Here is a 21,560-nt window from a genome sequence, read left to right on the forward strand (position 1 = left end):
GATAAAGTTCAAGCGCCACTCGGGCTTAACCAAAGTCCAATGAGTTCCATTCAATGAACTTTGGTATTACACTTCCTGTTAGGCTGCCTTTTTGAGTGCCTTTTCACACCGGAGCAGCATACCATAGAGATCGCGCGGCTCATCAGGGTCCGCAAGCATGTCGAGCTCGACATAGAGACCTGTTTCCTGCAACTTGCTGCGAACATAACGCAGCGCAGAAAAGTCTTCGATTGCGAAACCGACACTGTCAAACAGCGTGATGGCACGATCTGACGAACGACCAGCAATTGCTCCGGTGATCACTTCCCACAGTTCCTTGACTGGATAATCGGCATCAAGCTGCTGGATCTCACCTTCAATGCGGGTCTGCGGCGGGTATTCGACAAAAATGTCGGAGCGCAACAGGATATCCTTGTTCAGTTCCGTCTTGCCGGGGCAATCGCCGCCAACTGCGTTGATATGCACGCCCGGGCCAACCATGTTGTCGCTCAGAATGGTCGCATATTGCTTGTCGGCTGTGACCGTCGTGATGATGTCAGCACCCTCAACGGCTTCCTGCGAGGTGGCGTGGATCGTAATCGAAAGGCCATTATCGCTCAGATTGCGTGCGCAACGTTCACTTGCAGAGCGATCAATATCGAACAGACGCAGGTTTTCAATCCCCAGAATGGCTTTGAACGCCAGTGCCTGGAACTCGCTCTGGGCACCATTACCGATGATCGTCATGGTCTTTGAATCAGGCCGCGCTAGATGTTTGGCAGCAACCGCCGACATAGCCGCCGTGCGCAAGGCTGTCAGGATCGTCATTTCGGTCAGCAGCATCGGATAGCCATTGCCGACGTCGGCCAGCACACCAAAGGCAGTGACGGTCTGGCGACCTTCCTTGGTGTTCTTCGGATGACCGTTCACATATTTGAAGCCATAAAGCGTACCGTCGCTCGTTGGCATCAACTCGATGACGCCTTCATCAGAATGCGAGGCAACGCGCGGCGTCTTGTCGAACTGTTCCCAGCGGCGGAAATCTTCCTCGATAACCTCAGCAAGTTCCTTGAGGAAGGTTTCGACACCCACGGTGAGCACGAGCTTCATCATGTGATCGACGCTGACGAAAGGAACAATGTTCAGCTTTTCATTGGTCATTGATATGAACCTTTATCCAACATATTTCAGCAGAGCGCTGCAGGCTCAGGCCTTGGTTGCGAGGAAGTTTTCCGCGATCATCGAAACGATCTGCGGCAGCACTTCAAAGGCATAAGGCGCGTGTACACGCTCCAGCTTCTGATGGAACTCACGCCCCCATGGGCCGATATTGACCACCGGAAAGCGCAAAGCATCGCCCGCTGGATGATCAACAAGACGCGCAACCGGCGTATTGTTCGACACGATATCCTGCCCAAGCGTTGCCTGCCCCAGGAAGCTCATGTCAGAGATACCCTGGAAATGCGGTTTCCAGACAAGCGACTGATCCGGAAAGGCTGCAAATGTCTGCATCGTTGTGTCGATGGCCTGCTTGAAAGCGCGATCATCGGCCTGAGCATGGTCGAGATGGCTTGCCGGATAATGCAAACCAGCAAAACCAACAACAACTGCCGGACCTGACAGATGCGCAACGCCGACGAGCCACTCGGTCAATTGACGGCTGACTGACAGCGGATTGTCGATATCGGCAAGACGCTTCTCCTGCTCGTCGTAAAGCGCCTCGAATTTCTCGCCGGCCACATCGGCCGCCATAGCACGCAACTGCTCGAAAGTGATGAGCTTTGGTGCTGCCGGAACGGCGCCCGCACGTTTGCCGATCAACTGACCGAAAGCTTCGGATTGTGCGGAAAAACGTTCGACAGCCTCTGTCGCGCCGGCAAGCACTTCACTCTTAAAACGACTGAACAGCTCATCAGCAGTCATGGCATGATAAAGCCAGTTAAGCGCGATCCAGAAGCGCTCCGGCGTCGTCACTTCATAGCCGTCGCGGAGGTCTTTCGCTTCAAGGCAGATGGGTGGTGGCGAGATGTCATTCTCATCACGGTCGGCGAGCGCTGCATTGCCTTCAAAGCGTGCCAGAATGCTGGCGGCCATCGCCTGTGCGCTAACACCTTCATAAGGGTAGCTTGCATGCGAGCTCAAACCGATAACCAGCGCAAAGGGCAATAGTTTTCCGATTGTGCCTGCATAGACGGCACGGCCTTCGCTGCCATCCCCCTGATCAGAGGTCACATCGAGATTGATCGCTGCTGCAATTTCAATGTCGAAATCGCGGGCAATCGTCGGCAATGCATTGCGCATTGAGCGCATGCCGCGGCTTTCGCGCTCTTCATCAGGCGTAAAGACCAGCAGGAGATTTCCGCTGCGATCCGGGTCGGCTGCGAATTTCTCAACGCATGCAATACCGGCGGCAAGGCCGCTTTTCATATCAAGCAGACCACGACCGGGAAGGAAATCGCCACCGAGCAGATCTTCGAGCGCGCGTTCTTCCTGGGCGGAACGGGCACGCTTCGACAAATCCCTGATAAGGGCATCTTTGAGATTGCGGCTGTCGCAAGCAAGCGACTTCAGCTCGTGATAATTGTCCGTCGCGACTGTATCGAAATGGCCTGCCAATGCGAGCGTGCGTTTGCCTCTGCCACGCACCAGCGCCACCACATTATGCGTCAGTGGATCGCCATGGCTGGCAACGGTACGAATATTGTCCGGGTTTTGCTGGAAATATGGAATTTCCTTCAACAACCCGACGAGACGTTCGGAGAACTCGGCTTCACCGGGAGTGCCGGTTTCGCTGCTCCAACCGACCATACGCAGGGCCAGCTCTTCGACATGCTGCGCATCGATATGGTTGTGCGCGGTCGTTACGGCGTTTTGCGCGCCGTTTGAAACATTCGCAGTCATGGACTCTAGTCTCCGTCGATTAGAGCGTATTCCGAGACGATAGAAATACGCTGCAGAATATAAGTTTTAAGGCACCTGTCGTTTCAGACAGGCTGTAACTATTTGTTTTTACGCATTATCCCGCGCAAAGCCGCTTCGCATTTTTGGCTCAAATGCTCTAATGCGAGAGATGCTTTCGCAGGAATGCCCGCGTCCGTTCCTCGGTTGGATCGGACAGGACCTGCTGCGGCAAACCCTGTTCGACCACCACACCTCCATCCATGAACATCACATGATCGGACACTTCCGCCGCAAAGCGCATTTCGTGCGTCACGATCAACATGGTCATGTGCTCATTTGCGAGCTGCTTCATGACCTGATTGACTTCCTCAACCAGCTCTGGATCGAGCGCAGAGGTTGCTTCATCGAAAAGCATGACCTTGGGCTGCATCGCCAGAGCGCGGGCAATCGCAACGCGCTGTTTCTGTCCGCCGGAAAGACGTGCAGGATAAGCATTGCCCTTATCGACAAGACCGACCTTGGCGAGCAGATTGTTGGCGCGTTCCAGTGCATCGGCTCGGGACAGACCCTTGAGCTTCATCGGTCCGACCATGATGTTCTGCAGAACCGTCAAATGCGGGAACAGGTTAAACTGCTGGAAAACCATCCCCATTTCCTGACGGATATGGTTGATGTGTTTTTCAAAAGCGCGGCCTTTAAGCGGGCGATTGACCTGATGTCCATCAAGCCAGATTTCACCGCTCGAGGTTTCTTCCAGCATGTTGATCGAACGCAGCAGTGTGCTCTTGCCCGATCCGCTGGGACCAATAATGGAAACGATCTTACCGCGTGCGACGGTCAGGTCGATGCCTTTCAGCACCTCATGCTCGCCGTAGGATTTCCTGATCTGACGCAACTCGATCATGGGGGTCTGTGTGTTCATCGGATAGCTTCCGCTTTCTTGGCCGCTTTGCTCAAACCCCATTCCATCAAGAGATTGACGAGATAATAGAGCACGGCTGCAACGAAGTAGAACTCAAAAGGACGATAGGTTTCGCTGATAGCGCGTTGCGCATTCAACACCAGTTCTGTGATGCCGAGCACCGAGAGAACGGCTGTGTCCTTGAGCAGAATAATGCTGTTATTGCCAACCTGCGGCAGCGCCGTGAGGATCGCCTGAGGAATGATGAAATAGCGAAGCGACGATCCACGGCTAAAACCAAGTGACCGGGCGGCTTCCATCTGTCCTTCGTCGACAGCCTCAAGCGATGCACGAAAAATATCGGCATTATAGGCTGCATAATGCATGCCAAGACCGAACACGCCGGTCCAGAACGCCGGCACCATAATCCCGATCTGCGAAAGGCCATAATAGAGCAGATAGAGCTGCAACAGCAGAGGTGTTCCCATGAAAAGGAAAACAATACCGCGCACGGGCAGGCTGATTATTTTGGGCGCGTGAAGCGTGGTGATTGCGATCAGAATACCAAGCACAATGCTGATCACACCGGCAAGTACGGTAATCAGAACGGTCCAGAGCAGACCAATCAGCAGCAGTTCCAGATAAGACGGAACAACGGTGAAATCCAGGCTCATGCTTCCGCCCTCCTGTCAGCGTTGAAGAATATCTCAATGCCGCGGATGATCAGTGAAATGATAGCAATGATGACGATGTATGCCGCACCGGCAATCGCAAAAACCTCAAATGGCTTGTATGTCGAAGTCACAAAGCGCTGGGCGGTATAGGTCAGTTCAACCACGCCGATCGTTGAAACGAGCGCGGTGCTCTTGGTCAGGATGACCGTATTGACACCGAGCGAGCGGATCATCAGAGGAGCCGCCTGCGGCAGGATGAAGAGCCGCATGGTTCCGGCCCTGCCAAAGCCCAGCGAGCGTGCCGCTTCGTTCTGGCCTTTATCGACCGCCAGAATTGCCCCACGCATCCCTTCGGACATATAGGCACCGATGTTGAAGCCCATCGTGATGACGCCAGCCACAAACGGGGTAAACTCAAAACCGAACTGGGGACCACCAAAGAAGACCAGGAATAGCTGCACCAGAAGCGGCGTGCCGCGCATGATGCTGATATAGCCGATGGCAACCCAGCGAATGGGTGCATAGCGCGAAAAACGCGCCATAACGAGAAGGCTGGCAACAACGAGGCCGATTATCAGGGATACGATAGTCAGTTGGACTGTGACCCAGGCCGATTCAACAATGAAGGGAAAAACCCGCCCGATAAGTGCGATATCCATCCTTCAACCTTTCTGCTCCATCAGGAAACATCTCCTATGGCGCATATGTCTCTCAGCCGAGGGGCTGGGGAGAAGCTGTAAAGCAGAGTTTAGGGACTATTAGTCGGATGAGAGCAGCTCACTTTGCTACCCTCACCCGAAACAGCTCGAATTAGCGGATATCCGTACCAATCCATTTTTCGGAAATGGCCTTATAGGTGCCATCAGCCATCATATCATCGAGCGCCTTCTGCATGGCAGCCTGAAGTTCCGGGTTGTTCTTGCGAACCGCAATACCGATATCGTAACGCGGCAGCTGATCGTCCTTCACCTGTTCAATCGGCGCGTTGCTCTTGGTTATTGCAACAAGCACAGGAACATCATCGGCGACCACAGCATCGATACGGCCCGAACCAAGATCGAGAAGCATTTCAGGCAAGCCCTTATAGGTGCGGACTTCATATTTGCCCTGCTCACGAACCCATTTTTCGGAGGTTTCGCCCAGCGTCACACCGATTGTCTTGCCTTCCAGTTCGTTAAGCGACTTGACTGTATCACCCTTGCGAATGAACAGAGCCAAGCCTGAACGATAGTAAGGTCCAACGAAATCGATTGCCTTCTTGCGTTCTTCCGTGATGCCCATCGAGCCGACGATCGTGTCGTAACGACCGGTAACGAGGCCTGCAATGATGCCGTCCCAGGCCGTTGTGACGATTTCAGGTTCGGCCTTCAGGCGACGCGCGATTTCCGAGCCAATATCGACGTCAAAGCCGACAACCTTATTGCTCTCGTCGACAAAGCTGAACGGAGGGAACACACCCGATAGGGCAATCGTCATCTTGCCCTTGCTCTGGATCTTTTCCAGATCGTCGGCTTTGGCTGCGTTCAAGGAAACGCAAATGCCAAGCGCCACAAGGGCGGTGGAAAAAAGTTTCGCAAATTTCATATTGAAGATTCCCCTAAGAGAGCCCCGTTTCGGAGCTACATTAATGCTGTCTTCGTGACCTTGTAACCGGCCTGAACAGGGATTTGATTGCACAACGCTCCTATCACTTCGTCTGCATTAGAAGCTGCTTTTGCATTCCCCTTGGCAAAATCATTATCTGCAATCAGATTGACAAAAAAGAATATAAAGTGATTATTTTTATAAAATAGTGACGATATCGTCAGTCTGACTTACTTTAAAGAAAGATAACGCCATGGATGAGCTGGACAAGAGACTGGTCACTGAGCTCCGCATTAACGGTCGCGCATCTGTTCCACAGCTTGCGGAACTCTTGGGCGTTGCACGTGCCACAGCGCAAAAGCGCCTCGATCGGCTGATTGCCAATGGCGACATCAAAGGCTTCACGGTTCGCGTTCGCGATGACATCGGCAAGGATCAGATACGTGCCCTCATGCTTATTGAAATGTCAGGCTCGTCGCTGAAAGCAACAATCAGCGCAATCAAGCGCGTTCCGGGGCTCACCGGCGTATTCAACACCAATGGCATCTGGGATGTGATTGCAGAGCTGGAGGTTTCGACCATTTCCGAGCTCAATGAAGTGATTTCGACAATCCGTTCGCTTCAAGGGGTCAGCAAAAGTGAAACCTTCATCATGCTTGGACCGGCATGAAGCAACAGCCTGTCATCTTTGCTGACTACTTATCAACCTTATCGGAACCAAACCAGCTTTCGGCCTGATGCTCCCCAAGTCCCATCAGATCAATGGCGCGCGCTGCGATCTGTTGGGCAACATCTTCTACCGTTTGCGGATGCAGATAAAAGGCCGGTACCGGTGGCATCACGATTGCCCCCATTTCGGTGACCGTGCACATATTGCGCAAGTGGACCAGATGCAGCGGTGTCTCGCGCGTGATCAGCAGCAGCCTGCGCCGCTCTTTCAGCTGCACATCGGCTGCGCGCGTCAGCAAACTATCGCTGAAACCATGGGCAATCGATGCTAACGTGCGCATGGAACAGGGCGCCACGATCATACCGGCGGTCGGAACCGATCCGCTCGCAATCGCCGCTCCCACATCCTCGATCGAATAGGTCTTTTCTGCCAGCCGATGCAGCATTGAATAGCCATTCGGGCCAAGCTCATAACGCAGTGTCCGCTCGGCCGCTTGCGATATGACAAGATGCGTTTCAACGCCCTGCATCTTGTTCAGACATTCCAGTATTTTCAGTGAGATCAACGACCCGGACGCACCGGACACACCCACGACTACACGCTTCATCGTCTCGTCTCCCGGTCAATGCCCAATTCGCCCCACATTGCATCCACACGCGCAATGGTCTCTTCATTCATGGAAAGGACGTTGCCCCATTCGCGATCCGTTTCCGCACCGATCTTATTGGTCGCATCAAGCCCGAGCTTGCCGCCAAGCCCTGAGCGCGGTGACGCGAAATCGAGATAATCCACCGGCGTATGATCGAGCGTCACCAGATCACGGCTTGCATCAAAGCGCGTGGACAGTGCCCAGAGCACATCATCCCAATTGCGTATATCGATGTCTGGATCGACGGCGATGATAAGCTTGGTGTAGCTGAATTGCGGCAGCATCGACCAAAGCCCCATCATGACCCTGCGCGCTTGCCCCGGATATCGCTTATCGATTGCCACTACCATCGCGCGATAGGAACAGGCGGCAGGCGGCAGCCAGAGATCGGTAATCTCTGGAAACTGCTTGCGCACAACCGGCACAAACAGCTGGTTCATCACCTCGCCAAGCTTTGAAGGCTCGTCAGGCGGTCGCCCCGTGTAAGTGGAAAGATAGATCGGGTTCTTGCGCATGGTGATTGCGCTAAGACGCACAACCGGAAATTCTTCAACACTGTTATAATAGCCGGTGTGGTCGCCATAAGGGCCTTCCGGCGCGGTTTCAGTTGTCGATACAAAACCTTCAAGCACAATTTCCGCATTGGCTGGCACACTGAGAGGCACCGTGCGCCCCTCTGCGATCGCAGGCCTCCGCCCCGACAAAAGGCCTGAAAACGCAAGCTCGCTCATCCCTTCCGGCAAAGGCATGACAGCCGCAAGGATCGTTGCCGGATCTGCACCGATTGCAACGGCAACCGGCATATCCTTCCCAGCCTTTTGCCACATGCGATGATGCCGGGCACCACCGCGATGCGCCAGCCAGCGCATGATCAGCCTGTCGGGTCCAAGCTTCTGCATCCGGTAGATGCCAACATTGATATCGGACGGATCATCTGGCGCGCAGGTGATCACCAGAGGCCATGTCACGAGTGGCGCGGGCTCTCCCGGCCAGCACCATTGTATCGGTAACATGCCGAGATCAATCGCCTCTCCCTCCCGCACGATTTCATGTACTGGCGCGCGAGCGACACGACGTGGTCGCATCGCCATGGCGGCTTTTGCCAAAGGCAGCTTGCTCCATATTTCGCCTGCGGAACGCGGCGGTGTTGGCGCTCGCAGTTCGGCCAACAAATTGGCCAAAGCAGGCAGCTCCTCCGGCGCGCGACCAAGCCCCCAGGCAATCCGCAGCTTGGCACCAAAGAGATTGGCGAGAAGCGGAATGGACTGCACTTTGCCCTCTGCATCGACCGGCTTTTCAAACAGCAAGGCCGGGCCATCGGCCGCCAGAACACGCTTATGAATCTCGGTGATCTCATGCACGAGCGAAACCGGACGCTGGATGCGGACAAGATCGCCGCGTCTTTCAAGTTCCGACACGAAACTCTGTAGATCGTCAAAAGAGGAAGGCAGTGATGAGGCATTTTTCATGCCTCACTTTGAATACGCAATTCTTCTGCCGTCTTTGATCCAAATCAAATTCTTAAAGGCTTGAATCGCCTAGTCCTTATGAAGACGTCGTAGAGCAGGTGCACATAGAAGTGTCTGGAGCAAAATCATGATGAAAATCCCGCCCGCCGTGGTTGCCCCGGTTCGGTTTGTTCCGCCATTTCTCCTCAGCCCGCTTGTTTCTCGCGTTTTCTTTCAGGTTATCCGCGCCCATCCGGGCCTGTTTGAACGGTTGGGGGAGCACGTCAACAAGCGATTTGGGTTCAAACCATCAGATTTGCCCTTCGCTTTTCTGGTTGAACCAGGAGCCCCGCGCATTTCGGTACTGCGCAGCAGCGCAGAACTTGTGACCGATGCCGCTATCGAAGGCCCGCTCGTGATGTTGCTTGCCCTTCTGGAAGGCAAGCTTGATGGCGATGCCTTGTTCTTTTCGCGCGACATCACGGTAACTGGCGACATGGAAGCCATGCTTGCCCTGCGCAATGCGCTGGACGATTGCAATGTGGATCTGCCAGCGGACCTTGGGAAAGGTGCGGGGCCTTTCGCACCGGTGGTGCGAACCATCGCAAGCTTTGTTCGCGACAAAGCGCTCGCCACCGACACAAAAGAGGGCGCGCGCTCATGGAATTGATCTGTCCTGCCGGAACACCCTCCGCATTTCGCGAAGCTGTGCAAGCCGGAGCGGATGCAGTTTATTGCGGCTTCCGCGATGAAACCAACGCACGCAATTTTCCGGGTCTCAACTTCAGCCGCGGGGAGTTGCGGGAGGCGATTAGTTTCGCCCATGCGCGTCGCACGCAGGTCTTCGTCGCCATCAACACCTTCATGCGCGCAGGCGATGAGCAACTCTGGTACAAGGCCGTTGACGATGCCTCGGCATTGGGTGCCGATGCCGTGATCCTCGCCGATTTTGGCCTGATGGCCTACACAGCTGAACGGCATCCACAACAGCGGCTGCATGTTTCAGTGCAGGCATCTGCCTCCAATGCCGATGCGATCAGCTTTCTGATTGATGCCTTCAAGGCAAAGCGCGTGGTACTGCCGCGCGTGCTGACGATCCCCGATATCGCGAAGCTCGGACGCAAGATTGCCTGCGAAATGGAAGTCTTCGTCTTTGGTGGCTTGTGCGTCATGGCCGAAGGGCGCTGCTCCCTTTCGTCCTATGCCACCGGACGCTCACCCAATATGAATGGTGTCTGCTCGCCTGCAAGCCATGTGCGGTATCGGAACGAAGGTTCCGAGCTCGTTTCGGAACTCGGCGATTACACCATCAACCGTTTTCCGGCAGGCGAAGCCGCAGGCTATCCGACCCTTTGCAAAGGGCGCTTCAATATCGGTGATGAAGAAGGCTACGCCTTTGAAGACCCGGTGTCTCTTGATGTGATGAACCACATTGACGAACTTCGTGCAGCTGGTGTTTCAGCCTTGAAAATCGAGGGGCGACAGCGCGGCAAAGCCTATGTCGCGGAAGTGGTTTCAACACTCCGCCAAACACTTGCAGCCGGGCCCGAAAAACGGGCCGCTCTGCTTTCACGACTGCGCGCATTGAGTGAAGGTCAGCAGACCACATCGGGCGCCTATGAAAAACGCTGGAGATAGCCATGTCAGTTTCAAGCTGTAATCCCAGCCTTAGCCTCGGGCCTGTTCTCTTTCTCTGGGACGGTCCGAAATGGCGCGATTTCTATTTCCGCATTGCCGATGAAGCGCCGGTCGATCACGTCACGCTCGGTGAAATCGTCTGCTCCAAACGATTCCATTTCATCGATCCCTATATGGCAGATGTGATCGAGCGCCTGGAACAGGCAGGCAAGACAATCAGTCTCGGCTCGCTTGCACTCGTCATGCTAGAACGCGAAGCAAAGCATGTCCGGCAGACCGTTGAACAATCGCTTTTTCCGGTCGAAGCCAACGATCTCTCCGCATTGGGCCTGTTGTCTGGCAAGCCGCACATGGTTGGTCCACTGGTCAATGTTTACAACGCTGCCACCGCCAAGGTCCTGGCTCAGCGCGGCGCACAATCCATCTGCCTGCCACCGGAACTTCCGTTGGCTTCAATCCGGGAAATCATCAAGGGAGCGCCAGATGTTGCCTTCGAAATCTTCACTTTCGGCCGGGTACCACTCGCAATTTCAGCGCGTTGCGCCCATGCGCGCTCTAAAGGACACATCAAAGACAATTGTCAGTTTGTTTGTGCCGAAGAGCCGGACGGTTTGCCAGTCAAGACACTCGATAGCCAGTCGTTCCTTGCCCTGAATGGGGTGCAGACACTGTCGCATACGTGTCAGGCACTGATTGAAGACATGCCTGACTTGAAAGCCGCAGGCGTTGCCCGGTTCAGGCTGTCGCCGCAGGATTGCGATATGGTTGCGGTCGCAAAAGTGCATGACGATGTGCTGCAGGAACGTATCGATACTGAAGAAGGCCTTGCCCGATTGCAGGCGATCTATCCAGCCGTTCCGCTTTCCAACGGCTTTCTGCATGGCGGCATTGGTGCAGCCTGGGTCAGCCGACACAAAACCGCGTCCATCATGCATAATTGAGGAAAGTTAGCTGGCAGCTGACAGAACTTTGAGCGAGACGGCGCTTTCCAGCCACGCTGCAAGAGCCGCCTTGTCGGGTGACAGCAACACACCGCAATCGCCCGCAAAGTCGTGCCAATCGCCTACATAAGCATCACGCAAAACGGTCAGCACCGGAATCTGCTTTGAATAAGCAGCTTCAATGACCGCACGAAAGCCGTGACCTTCGGCTTCACTTTTGCCGAAGCGATTGAGGATCAGTAAATCGACGCCTGCATCGATCTCGGCAAGCAAAGAACCAGCGACATCTGCAAGTGCTGCGGGATCAAGGCGGCAGCCGCGCGATCCTGAACCGAGCGGCTGCGAGATAACCTGTCGGACTCCGTCGCCGATCCGTTCGATGATAATTTCACGGCAGCAATCGTCTGCATCAGAGCTGCGGCGCTGCAAGAACCCCGCGACCTTCAATCCGCAAGCCTCACTCTGCGCAACAACTTCTGCCAAAAGCAGATCAACGGGTGCGTCTTTCTCGGCAAGAACTGCTGCGAGGATAGGCTGTGTAGTCATTTGCTCATTTCTCATTGGCCACAATGATCGATGCCGGAAGCTTCCGGCATCGTGATTTTGCTGCAATTAGCCCGCGAGCATTCGATAGATCGCGGGCAAAGCAACTGGCAATTTCGCAAGTTTTGCAACCATTGCAAAGCCACCATGTCCGAAAAGTGCAGGCAGATAAGCATTGGCCTCGCGGTCAACCGTCACGGCAAAGACATTGACGCCCTTGGCGCGCGCTTCACTCACAGCCCGGCGTGTATCTTCCAGTGCAAAGCGCCCCTCATAATGATCAACATCATTCGGTTTGCCATCGGTTAAAAGCAGCAGAAGCTTTTTTCGGTTGTGCTGTTCGCTGAGTTTTGCCGTTGCATGGCGCATGGCAGCACCCATACGGGTATAAAAGCCCGGCTTCAGCGCTGCAATGCGATGCTCAACCGTTGGGCTGAAAGCCTCATCGAAATCCTTCACAGTTTCAACCCGCACCCAGGAGCGTCGCCGCGACGTGAAAGTCAGGATCGAACAGCGGTCGCCACAGGCAGCAATGCCGTTGGCCAGAACCAGAAGCGCCTCTTTCTCCACATCCAGCACGCGCCGATTATCGATCCACGCATCGGTGGACAGCGAGACATCGACCAGAATGGTCACGGCCAGATCATTGGCCTGCGGGCGGCTCATCAGATGCACCCGCTCGCTGCCCTGACCTCCGGCCGCAAAATCGCATCGAGAACGGACCACCGCATCGAGATCAAGATCATTGCCATCAAGCTGCGCACGCATCAATTCGCGGCCCGGCCGCAGGATTTCAAACTGGCGGCGCACCCGACGCACAAGGCTTTGCGCTTCGTCATCCAGTTCCAGCGCGTCTTCACGCTCCTGCACCGGCGCTGCCAGAACACTACAATGATCTTGCAAATAGGTCGCCCTGCGATAATCCCATTCCGGATAGGTAAGCTTGGCAGTCAGCAGGCTGCGATCAACCGCTTCTGGCGGTAGATCGAGATCGAAACGGAAACGGGCCGCAGGTCTGCCTCTGCGTTCGCCCAATGTCAGATCATCAAGCTCATCGGCGGATTTTGCATTCTGCTCGTCACTGTCATCCGAAGGTCGGTCAACACTGACCATTTCTGCCATAGCGAGAATTTTCTCGAAACGGTTGAGAATGAACGGGCTTCTATCGGTAAGTCGTGTATCCTGCTTCTCGCGCTGCGCTATCTGGCGACCGGTTTCAGCACCTTCAGCCTGAGAGTTGCGGACCGGTTCGTCTTCCGCTGCGCGGGATGCTGTTTCATCGCGCCGGATAAGCCCCGGCCAAAGCGGAACGGGAAGGATTGGCAGATAGCCCGCGGGAGCACGATGCGGGAAAATGGCTGGAAGACTGAAATCCGCCAGACCCGCACCATCTTTCAGCATTGAGAGAATACGCTCTTCGATCAATTGCTCCAACTGATTGAGCCGTCTATTCGGTCGTGCGTCCAGGATCGCATCACAAAGCCGCGCATAGCGATCTTCCAGCCCCGGAAACAATTCGCAGGCTTTTGCCGCCGTTTCCGCTGCCATATCGAGAGCAGCAAGATCGCGGCGTAACGGATCATCGGGCATTGTTTCCAGATCAGTCGGCATAGTCGCCATATAGCCCGCGAGCCAGACATAGAGATCGTAATTGAGCATGCGATCGGGAAAGAGCGCAATCTCGGGCGGTAGCATCAATGTTGCTTCATCGCGCAAGGGGTGGTTCAGTTTTTCTTCGCCCAGAGCCATACGCTGCCGCAAGCCCAGCCTGTGCCCGGACGTACGGGCACGGGCTGGGGCAATCTGCACCGCAACATCACCACCAAAACCGCGGAAGCAAATCGCAAGTCGCTGACGAATATCGGCAAGCTTCACGGCCTGATCGGGATAATGCGGCCATGATCCGGTCTTGCCGATCAGGCGGTGCCAGGCCCGGCCAACGGTTTCCTCAAGTTCCAGAAAATCCAGCATTGTGCACCCGCCTATTTCAGCATTGCATCGGCAACTTCAAGCAAGGCGGCTTTCACGTCCGGCTCATCGGTCAGTGGCTCGATCATCGCGGCACGTGCGGCTTCGCGTTGCGACATGCCGGCGTCGATCAGCGTAGCGCAATAAACCAGCAGACGTGTTGAAACACCTTCTTCCAGATCGTGCCCCTTAAGACCACGCAGACGATGGGCAAGTGCTACCAGTGGCGCAACCTTTTGAGCCGCAAGGCCACTTTCTTCACTCACCACCGCGATTTCCTGCTCCTTTGGCAGGAAGTCGAACTCAATGGCGACAAAGCGCTGGCGCGTGCTCGGCTTCAGGGATTTCAGCAGATTCTGGTAACCCGGATTGTAAGACACGACGAGCATGAAGCGGTCCGGTGCTTCAAGCATTTCGCCGGTGCGTTCCAAAGGAAGAAGACGGCGGTCGTCAGTCAGCGGATGCAGAACCACGGCCACGTCCTTGCGCGCTTCGACAATCTCATCGAGATAGCAGATGCCACCTTCACGCACCGCGCGGGTCAGCGGGCCATCGACCCATATGGTATCGCCGCCTTTGAGCAGATAGCGCCCGGTCAGATCGGCAGCCGCCAGATCGTCATGGCAGGAAACCGTCGAGAGCGGCAGGCCAAGCCTTGCTGCCATGTGACTTACGAAACGTGTCTTACCGCAGCCGGTCGGACCTTTAAGAAGCAGCGGAAGCTTGCGCTTCCATGCCAGTTCAAACAGGGCGCATTCATTGTCCGAAGGGCTGTAAGCGGGGATGGATGCATTGATTGTTTCAATATTCTTAAGAACGCTATTCATGGCCGTCTTCCTATTTGTTTAAGTGAAAAAGCCCCACCTTCCGGCAGGGCTTTTGCGTCGATTATTCAGCGGGCTGTACGAAGCCAGAGGTGCTTTCGCGGCGTTCTTTGCCCGGAACCAAAACGGCCCAGATGAACATGAAGGCCGAGATCACCACGACGACGCCTGAGCCAAGACGGATCCAGTAGAACAGCGCCAGCTGGTCCTGCACGACCATGAAGCTCTCACCCAGAACACGCTGCAGATGGGTCTGCACCACGCCTGCGAAGGTGAGCGCAAAGGTCATCACGGACATCGCCGTGCACATGGCCCAGAAGCTCACCATGGAGAGCATCTGATTGTATGGCGCCCGTCCGCGCAGTTCCGGGATCGCATAGGCCATGACTGCGAGATTGAGCATGACATAGGCACCGAAGAAGGCGAGGTGTCCGTGGGCGGCGGTAAGCTGCGTGCCGTGGGTGTAGTAGTTGACCGACGACAGTGTGTGCAGGAAGCCCCATACGCCTGCTCCAAAGAAGGCCATCACCGAACAACCGATGGACCAGAGAAGGGCTGCACGGTTTGGATGTTTGCGCCCGGCCTTCCATGTCATCACGAAAGTGAAGATAACCATGGTGAAGAACGGAGCGACTTCCAGTGTCGAGAACAGCGAACCGATCCACTGCCAGTAGCCCGGCGCACCGATCCAGTAATAGTGATGACCAGTGCCAAGAATGCCCGAGAACAGGGCCAGACCGACGATGACATAGAGCCATTTTTCGACGACTTCGCGGTCGATGCCGTTCAGCTTGATCATCAGGAAGGCGAGGATCGACGCCATGATGAGTTCCCACACGCCTTCAACCCAGAGATGGATCACATACCACCAATAGAGCTTGTCGAGCGCGAGATTGATCGGATTGTAGAAGGCGAACAGGAAGAACAGGGCAAGGCCCCACAGACCGAACAGAAGGATGTTGGTCACGGTGGTCTTGCGGCCCTTGAGCGCCGTCAGCGTGATATTGAACAGGAAGATCAGGCAGACGACGACGATGCCGACCTTGATGATGAATGGCTGTTCGAGAAATTCGCGCCCCTCGTGAATGTGGAACAGATAACCGACAACAGCGATACCGGCCGCCACGAAGAACAGCCAGAACTGGATGACGGCGAGTTTGGTGCTGTAAAGCTCGGTTTCCGTTTCTTCAGGCAGAAGATAATAGGTCGAACCCATAAACCCCATCAGCAGCCAGACGACCAGCGCATTGGTGTGGATCATGCGGACAATGTTGAAGGGCAGAAGCTCGGAGAGCGTATTGGGCAGGACATAGATTGTCCCGGCCAGCACACCGAACGCGACCTGCGCGATGAACAGCACGAGTGCTCCGTAGAAATAGAGCATCGCAACCTTTTGGCTTTCATATTTCATATCATAAAACTCCGTTCATCCCGCGCCTCAGCCTGCCTCGTTGGGCGGCCAATTCTGCGTCTTGATGCGGCTTGTCCATTCGAGGAAATCAGCCAGATCGTTGAGTTCCTGTTCGCTCAGGTTGAACTGCGGCATCTGACGACGCCCCTCAATTCCCGTAGGCTGCGCCTGCATCCAGGCTTTCATCGTCTCGCGTGCGCTTTCCGGGTCTTCTTCGCCACCCCAGCGCTTCCAGACATTGCCGAGTTCAGGAGCGAAGTAAGCGCCCTCACCCAGCAGCGTGTGGCAGTTGATGCAGGAATTTTTCTCCCAGACGTGCTTGCCTCGCGCGACCCCTTCGGTGAGCGTCGATTCATCCGTGGATGTGGTTTTCATGTAGTAGTGGCTGTGCGCAGTCAGTCCCACGAAGATCGCGAAAAAGAAAATTGAACCGCCGTAGAAGACGTTTCGGGCACCGGTCTTGGTTAGGCGTTCTGCCATCCCCTTCGTCCTTTCATTGGCCGAAGGCGGAGCCTCGGCATCAAATCCCCCGTCGATAGTGTGGCTGGTCAATCCCCTCGCCAGCATCACGGGACTTCATCCTTCTATCGGGCAGGGGAAAGACGTCTTTGCGTTTTGGCAAAGACCACACCTGTTCTTCAAAGGAGGAAGCGTACTGCGACAGAACGCACCAGCGCCAGTGTGAGCAGAACGGCGGGCCAAGCCAGCAAGGCAGGCTTCAATATGCCGTCGGTTCCGCGCATTTCCATGAAGTCGAGGATGACGAACCAGCCTTTGGCAAAAGCGAGGATCAACACAACAACGATTGCTGCGAGCAGCCCGGCGCTGAAACCGGCAATCAGTGCACCACTGAGTGCAAGTGCCAGCAAAATGAGAAGCGTGCGGTTCAGGGAAGAGTATTTGTCGCTTGTCATTTGATAGCCTCACGCAAGATAAAGCACCGGGAACATCACCAGCCAGACGAGATCAATCGCGTGCCAGAGAGTGGTGATCAGCAGAACATTGGAAGCAGACGGTCGCCATGCGACCAGCGCCAGAATGATTGATCCGAACAGAACGTGCATGAGGTGAAAGCCGGTGAGAAGAAAGTAGAGTTCGAAAAATGCCCCCACAGCTTCATCGCCCACGAAGTGGATTTCGTGCGAATATTCGACGAGTTTGACGACCACGAAAGCAAGACCGAAAAAGGCCGCTCCCAGGAGCGGGCGTCTTACCGCCTTTGTATCATGTCGTTGTCGCACAGCGATTGCGGCCTGCCAGCCGCTCATCAGCAGAACGACTGTGTTGGCTGCAGCAAGGCCGGGGCTGAGATACGCGCGCAATTGCGCAACGCCTTCCACATTGATGATCGACATCACCATGAAGGCAATCAGCAAAATGGCAAAGGTGATGAGTTCACTCCAGACGAGAATCCAAAGCAGGAGGTTGTCCGCTGGTTCTTCATCTGAAATTGTTACCGCGAAGGCAGTGTCTTCTGTTCCAAGCATGGATCTGCCTAGCCCGCTCATCGCCCATCTTCTTTGCGTTGTGACAAAGAAAAATCATGTGCGCGGATGCATCGTTCCTTTTCAACGCAAGGAATGTTTCAATGACGGATGCACAGATCGGACTCATGGTTGCCACGCCCGCAATCATTGGTTTTTCACTGGTTCTTTATCGTATGGGGGCCTTGCAGGGTGCGGGCACGCTTTCAGCAGTTGCAGCATCCATCGTGATCGCCATCGTGCTGTTCTTTGGCCAATAGGTGGAACCGGACATGACCGCTGGCTCCCCTCTTCATGCAGCCGACATTAGTCGGCTGGAAACACACCACAATGCCTTGCTTAAATTGTGCCTGCAGCTCGAAGAAGCCGCGGAGGATGTAACGACCGGTGCCGCGACAGCATTCGATTATCAGGCACTCGCCAAAGCAATTCCTGCGCTCCTTTCAGAAGCCCATTTGCTGGAAGAGACCGTGCTGTTTCCGGATTTCGACCATCATGCCGGATCGGGCTTTGCAACGGTCGTTATTGAGCGGTTGAAGGCTGAACACCGCTGCGACCGGCTTGCCGCCGAAGAGCTTGCAGCAACCCTGCAAGCCTTGTCTGAAGGACGATGCCCGCTCGCAGCCGATACCGTGACCTATATGATCAGCGGCTTTCTCGAGAGCTTGCGCCGCCATATCCTCTCTGAAAATCTGATGCTGGAAGCCTTGCTTGCTGCCAAATCGGAAAAACGGGAAGTGTTTGGATAAGTGACTGCTCAAATTGTCTTTTAGCATTTCCAGCAAAAGTGCGAAGCGGTTTTGCGTCGGATAATGCGTAAAAACAAACAGTTACAGTGGTTCCAACGATTCTTTCTTAACTGGAACCGCTGTAACTGTCCGCATCCATACAGGACAATTGCCCATCGGGGCCGGTACAATTGCAACCAAGATCACGCAGCAATCCGTCTTTAAGGCCGTAAATCCAACCATGGATAGCAATGCTCTTTCCCTCCTTCCATGCCGATTGCAAAACGGGGGTTCGGGAAAGGCTCTGCACTTGAGAAACGACCGTCAGCTCACAAAGTCTGTTTAACCGCTCTTCCGGCTCCGTTATGGCCTCGAGTTCGGTTTCTGACGCCTGCGCAATATCGCGAACAGGCTGCAACCAATGATCGATTATCCCGTGACGATACCCATCCATGGCTGCGCGCACACCACCGCAACCGTAATGACCGCAAACGATGATGTGTTTGATCTCCAGCGTCTCCACCGCAAATTCAAGCACGGAAAGCAGATTGAGATCAGCACGATGAACGAGGTTGGCGACGTTGCGATGGACGAAAACTTCGCCCGGCTGCAAACCCGTTACGACGTTGGCGGGTACACGGCTATCGGAACAGCCGATCCAAAGATATTCCGGTCGCTGCATGGCAGACAGTCGCCTGAAATAGTCAGGGTCTTCCCGCTCTCTTTCCGCAGCCCATTGCCGGTTATGATCGAAGAGATCTGATATCATCCGCAAGTTTCACCTCAGAAATCGTGTTTCAGTGAACATTTCCAAGAACTGCATCATAGTGGAGCACGAACATATCATAATTGATCCAGAACAAGGCTGCTTTGCCTGGGAGCCATTATTTGTCATCTTGTTTGAGATGCAACAAAGCAGCACCGCATCATCCAGATTAGAATAGCTCTCATGATGGCGTTGGCTGTCGTCATCATCTTTCGACAGTGACGGCCTTGGAAAACTATAATGTCAATCGAACCAGTTTCGGTAAATCCTGTCATCGATGTACGCACCATTCCGCCCATCACACGACATGCGACGATCTTTTCTATGATTGATGCGCTGGAGCCGGGCGACGCACTGGAAATCGTCAACGACCACGATCCGGTGCCTTTACGCCGCCAGCTCGAAGCCCGCAATCCGGGCGACTTTTCGTGGGTCTATAAAGAGGCTGGTCCTATCTGGCGTGTCGAAATTGCACGACGCAAGCTCCATGGTTCAGACCATGAATGCACTTGCGGTAATCACTAACCAGCTCCTCATGGAGGGTTGAGATGATCGGTGCCGCGCTTTCCCGCTGGACGTTGTCCTATTTTGCAGCCTCCCTCACCTTCCTCATCATTGGGGTTGGATTGATGGCAGGCGGCTTTGGCTATCCGTTCCACGGAATTCGGGCACCGGAAACTCTCATTCTCGTCCATATCATCGCCATCGGCTGGCTGGCATTGCTGATGAGCGGCGCGCTGCTGCAGTTTGTGCCGGTTTTGGTTGCAAAACCTCTTTGGGGAAGTTCCGCACAACTGCCAGCACTTCTGCTGCTGTTTGCAGGGTTGATCGGGCTGCTTTCAGGCTTCGCAGGCATGGCCGGGCTGCTCGACGATACGATCTGGCTGCTTCCCATATCTGGACTGCTTTTGATCACAGGCTTTTCGCTGATCGTTCTGATGCTCGGAGTGACCATCTGGAAAGCACGACCTATATCGCTACCTACACGCTTTGTTGTCGTCGGCATCAGCTGCTTGCTGATCGTCGCCTGCCTCGGGGGGCTTTATACTTTCGTCCTTTCAGGCGTGACCGAACAGGTGCTGGCCCTTGATATTGCCGGATCGACCATATCCATCCATGCGGCGCTTGCACTTGGCGGCTGGATGACTTTCACCGCGATGGGTGTAAGCTACCGATTGCTTACCATGTTCATGCTTTCGCCAGACAGCAACGCGAAACGAACCAGGCTTCTATGGTGGCTCGGTCTTGCTGCATTGCTAATTCTTGGCCTCAGCATCGCAGTTTTTGCCTTCGGTATCGGTCAGCCGGAGATCGCATTATCCGTCGCGCTCGTTCCGGGGATCGCTTGTATTACTCTTTATGCTCTCGACGTGCGCGCGATCTACCGGCAACGCAAACGCAAGGCGATTGAATTAAACAGCATTGCCAGTATTTCCGCGTTTGCTGCATTGCTGATTTCTATGGCGTTTGCCCTGACAATGCTCTGGACAGGGATGACCGATCGGATGGTCGCCGCCCTCGTTTATCTCTTTGTTTTCGGCTGGCTGTCAGGTCTGAGCCTCGCACAGCTTTACAAGATCGTACCGTTTCTCACCTGGCTCGAATGCTATGGCCCTGTCATGGGCCGCGTGCAGACGCCACGCGTTCAGGACATGGTGCGTGAGCAGAATGCCCGCCACTGGTTCGTCCTTTATTATGGGAGCGTCGGGTTTGGCACATTGGCGCTGATCTTCAACTATCCAACCGTTTTCAGATTGTCATCTGCACTCAGCCTCATCGCCATTCTGGCTTTGAGCATTCACTTTTTCCGCGCCCGGCGGCTTCTGGACGTACCGACCAGTTTACGCTTGCCTAAAGGCGTGACCCTACCCAACCTTATCCATGCCGGTACGCCCGTGTTTAGGAGGTCGAAATGACATTATCCATTCAGGAAATCGCTCATCGTGAGCTGGATGTGCGCCCTTTGCTTAAAAGCGGGGTGGAGCCGTTTCAGGCAATCATGGATGCTGCGGAAAATCTGCTGCCCGGCCAAAGCCTTCTGCTTATAACACCCTTCAAGCCGGTTCCGCTCTTTGCGGTCATGGAACGCAAAGGCTACCTTGCAGAGCCGCAGCCTATCGGTGAGGGCGACTGGCAAACGCTCTTTTCTCCGTCGCAAGAAGCAGTGCCGGAAATACAGCTTTCCAACAATGTGAGTTCACCCGATATCTGGCCCGAGCCTTCGCATTACCTCGATTGCTCGGACATGCAGCCACCTGAACCGATGGTTCATATTCTGGCAGAACTCGAACGTATGACAGGCGGTCAGGTCTTGTTCGCTCTGCTGCATCGCGAACCACTCTTCCTGTTTCCGGAGCTTGAAAGGCGCGGTCATGAATGGGTAGGCAATTTCGATGAAACGGGCAGCGCCTATCGCATCATGATCCGCGTTGGTGAAGCGTGAGGACAAAT

Annotated in this window: 25 protein-coding genes; 9 read left to right on the forward strand and 16 right to left on the reverse strand. The window is 54.8% G+C overall.

The features are described from left to right. Positions 1–78 precede the first annotated feature (78 nt). From CEV33_RS05345 to CEV33_RS05370, 6 genes are all read right to left on the reverse strand, one after another. Positions 79–1,140, reverse strand: a complete 1,062-nt coding sequence (locus tag CEV33_RS05345; RefSeq protein ID WP_094539454.1) for an ornithine cyclodeaminase — start codon at positions 1,138–1,140, stop codon at positions 79–81. 45 nt (positions 1,141–1,185) lie between these two features. Continuing rightward, positions 1,186–2,787 (reverse strand): M20/M25/M40 family metallo-hydrolase, encoded by a 1,602-nt coding sequence (locus tag CEV33_RS05350; protein ID WP_374817523.1) that lies wholly within the window; start codon positions 2,785–2,787, stop codon positions 1,186–1,188. A 250-nt stretch (positions 2,788–3,037) separates the two neighbouring features. Further along, positions 3,038–3,802: an amino acid ABC transporter ATP-binding protein gene (locus tag CEV33_RS05355; RefSeq protein ID WP_094539456.1), complete on the reverse strand. Its 765-nt coding sequence runs from the start codon at positions 3,800–3,802 to the stop codon at positions 3,038–3,040. Next, entirely contained in the window at positions 3,799–4,455 is a 657-nt protein-coding gene (locus tag CEV33_RS05360; protein WP_094539457.1) for an amino acid ABC transporter permease, read from the reverse strand. The genes CEV33_RS05355 and CEV33_RS05360 overlap by 4 nt, the downstream gene beginning before the upstream one ends. Further along, on the reverse strand, positions 4,452–5,114 hold the full coding sequence (locus CEV33_RS05365) for an amino acid ABC transporter permease (protein WP_094539458.1): 663 nt from the start codon (positions 5,112–5,114) through the stop codon (positions 4,452–4,454). Before CEV33_RS05365 ends, CEV33_RS05360 begins: the two co-directional genes overlap by 4 nt. A 151-nt stretch (positions 5,115–5,265) precedes the next feature. Further along, on the reverse strand, positions 5,266–6,039 hold the full coding sequence (locus CEV33_RS05370) for an ABC transporter substrate-binding protein (protein WP_094539459.1): 774 nt from the start codon (positions 6,037–6,039) through the stop codon (positions 5,266–5,268). A gap of 253 nt (positions 6,040–6,292) precedes the next feature. On the opposite strand from CEV33_RS05370, the gene CEV33_RS05375 reads away from it, so the two are divergent. Then, positions 6,293–6,709, forward strand: a complete 417-nt coding sequence (locus CEV33_RS05375; RefSeq protein ID WP_094539460.1) for an Lrp/AsnC family transcriptional regulator — start codon at positions 6,293–6,295, stop codon at positions 6,707–6,709. 25 nt (positions 6,710–6,734) lie between these two features. Here CEV33_RS05375 and CEV33_RS05380 read toward each other — a convergent pair whose 3' ends face one another. Together CEV33_RS05380 and CEV33_RS05385 are read right to left on the reverse strand one after the other, a co-directional pair. Next, the gene (locus CEV33_RS05380; RefSeq protein ID WP_094539461.1) at positions 6,735–7,316 is read right to left on the reverse strand and encodes a UbiX family flavin prenyltransferase; all 582 of its coding nucleotides are present in this window, start codon (positions 7,314–7,316) and stop codon (positions 6,735–6,737) included. Further along, a complete protein-coding gene (locus tag CEV33_RS05385) occupies positions 7,313–8,827 on the reverse strand; it encodes a UbiD family decarboxylase (RefSeq protein WP_094539462.1) in 1,515 nt (504 codons plus the stop codon). Before CEV33_RS05385 ends, CEV33_RS05380 begins: the two co-directional genes overlap by 4 nt. A gap of 127 nt (positions 8,828–8,954) precedes the next feature. On the opposite strand from CEV33_RS05385, the gene ubiT reads away from it, so the two are divergent. Genes ubiT through CEV33_RS05400 form a run of 3 tightly spaced genes read left to right on the forward strand, consistent with a single transcriptional unit; the run spans position 8,955 to position 11,385 of the window. Next, positions 8,955–9,476 carry a ubiquinone anaerobic biosynthesis accessory factor UbiT gene (ubiT, locus tag CEV33_RS05390; protein ID WP_094539463.1) on the forward strand — a complete coding sequence of 174 codons (522 nt, stop codon included), beginning with the start codon at positions 8,955–8,957 and terminating at the stop codon, positions 9,474–9,476. Then, the gene (gene ubiU, locus CEV33_RS05395) at positions 9,467–10,444 is read left to right on the forward strand and encodes a ubiquinone anaerobic biosynthesis protein UbiU (protein WP_094539464.1); all 978 of its coding nucleotides are present in this window, start codon (positions 9,467–9,469) and stop codon (positions 10,442–10,444) included. Before ubiT ends, ubiU begins: the two co-directional genes overlap by 10 nt. Positions 10,445–10,446: 2 nt before the next feature. Beyond that, complete coding sequence (locus tag CEV33_RS05400; RefSeq protein WP_094539465.1) at positions 10,447–11,385, forward strand: U32 family peptidase; 939 nt, start codon at positions 10,447–10,449, stop codon at positions 11,383–11,385. A 6-nt stretch (positions 11,386–11,391) separates the two neighbouring features. Here CEV33_RS05400 and CEV33_RS05405 read toward each other — a convergent pair whose 3' ends face one another. From CEV33_RS05405 to CEV33_RS05435, 7 genes are all read right to left on the reverse strand, one after another. Beyond that, positions 11,392–11,931 (reverse strand): DUF2478 domain-containing protein, encoded by a 540-nt coding sequence (locus tag CEV33_RS05405; RefSeq protein WP_094539466.1) that lies wholly within the window; start codon positions 11,929–11,931, stop codon positions 11,392–11,394. A gap of 66 nt (positions 11,932–11,997) precedes the next feature. Next, positions 11,998–13,899: a nitric oxide reductase activation protein NorD gene (locus CEV33_RS05410; RefSeq protein ID WP_094539467.1), complete on the reverse strand. Its 1,902-nt coding sequence runs from the start codon at positions 13,897–13,899 to the stop codon at positions 11,998–12,000. A gap of 11 nt (positions 13,900–13,910) precedes the next feature. Next, entirely contained in the window at positions 13,911–14,723 is an 813-nt protein-coding gene (locus tag CEV33_RS05415; RefSeq protein ID WP_094539468.1) for a CbbQ/NirQ/NorQ/GpvN family protein, read from the reverse strand. Positions 14,724–14,784: 61 nt separating this feature from the next. Continuing rightward, positions 14,785–16,131, reverse strand: coding sequence for a nitric-oxide reductase large subunit (locus CEV33_RS05420; RefSeq protein ID WP_094539469.1), 1,347 nt, complete (start codon positions 16,129–16,131; stop codon positions 14,785–14,787). A gap of 27 nt (positions 16,132–16,158) precedes the next feature. Further along, a complete protein-coding gene (locus tag CEV33_RS05425; RefSeq protein ID WP_094539470.1) occupies positions 16,159–16,611 on the reverse strand; it encodes a c-type cytochrome in 453 nt (150 codons plus the stop codon). Between the two features lie 158 nt (positions 16,612–16,769). Continuing rightward, complete coding sequence (locus tag CEV33_RS05430) at positions 16,770–17,045, reverse strand: cytochrome C oxidase subunit IV family protein (protein ID WP_094539471.1); 276 nt, start codon at positions 17,043–17,045, stop codon at positions 16,770–16,772. Positions 17,046–17,054: 9 nt separating this feature from the next. Continuing rightward, positions 17,055–17,618 (reverse strand): cytochrome c oxidase subunit 3, encoded by a 564-nt coding sequence (locus CEV33_RS05435; RefSeq protein WP_094539472.1) that lies wholly within the window; start codon positions 17,616–17,618, stop codon positions 17,055–17,057. 101 nt (positions 17,619–17,719) lie between these two features. Between CEV33_RS05435 and CEV33_RS23965 the strand changes: the two genes are divergently transcribed. Both CEV33_RS23965 and CEV33_RS05445 read left to right on the forward strand, forming a co-directional pair. Further along, positions 17,720–17,875 carry a hypothetical protein gene (locus CEV33_RS23965; protein WP_007877560.1) on the forward strand — a complete coding sequence of 52 codons (156 nt, stop codon included), beginning with the start codon at positions 17,720–17,722 and terminating at the stop codon, positions 17,873–17,875. Between the two features lie 12 nt (positions 17,876–17,887). After that, positions 17,888–18,364, forward strand: coding sequence for a hemerythrin domain-containing protein (locus CEV33_RS05445; protein ID WP_094539473.1), 477 nt, complete (start codon positions 17,888–17,890; stop codon positions 18,362–18,364). A 106-nt stretch (positions 18,365–18,470) separates the two neighbouring features. Here the strand turns inward: CEV33_RS05445 and can are convergent, their stop codons facing one another. Further along, on the reverse strand, positions 18,471–19,112 hold the full coding sequence (can, locus tag CEV33_RS05450) for a carbonate dehydratase (protein ID WP_094539474.1): 642 nt from the start codon (positions 19,110–19,112) through the stop codon (positions 18,471–18,473). 237 nt (positions 19,113–19,349) lie between these two features. On the opposite strand from can, the gene CEV33_RS05455 reads away from it, so the two are divergent. From CEV33_RS05455 to CEV33_RS05465, 3 genes are read left to right on the forward strand one after another with little or no spacing between them, the layout of a single operon-like run. Beyond that, a complete protein-coding gene (locus tag CEV33_RS05455; RefSeq protein ID WP_094539475.1) occupies positions 19,350–19,634 on the forward strand; it encodes a DUF2249 domain-containing protein in 285 nt (94 codons plus the stop codon). Between the two features lie 23 nt (positions 19,635–19,657). Beyond that, a complete protein-coding gene (locus CEV33_RS05460) occupies positions 19,658–21,025 on the forward strand; it encodes a hypothetical protein (protein WP_094539476.1) in 1,368 nt (455 codons plus the stop codon). Next, positions 21,022–21,552, forward strand: a complete 531-nt coding sequence (locus tag CEV33_RS05465; RefSeq protein WP_094539477.1) for a DUF2249 domain-containing protein — start codon at positions 21,022–21,024, stop codon at positions 21,550–21,552. Before CEV33_RS05460 ends, CEV33_RS05465 begins: the two co-directional genes overlap by 4 nt. Positions 21,553–21,560: the final 8 nt, after the last annotated feature.

The organism is Brucella grignonensis (assembly GCF_002252505.1).
Lineage (GTDB): Bacteria > Pseudomonadota > Alphaproteobacteria > Rhizobiales > Rhizobiaceae > Brucella > Brucella grignonensis.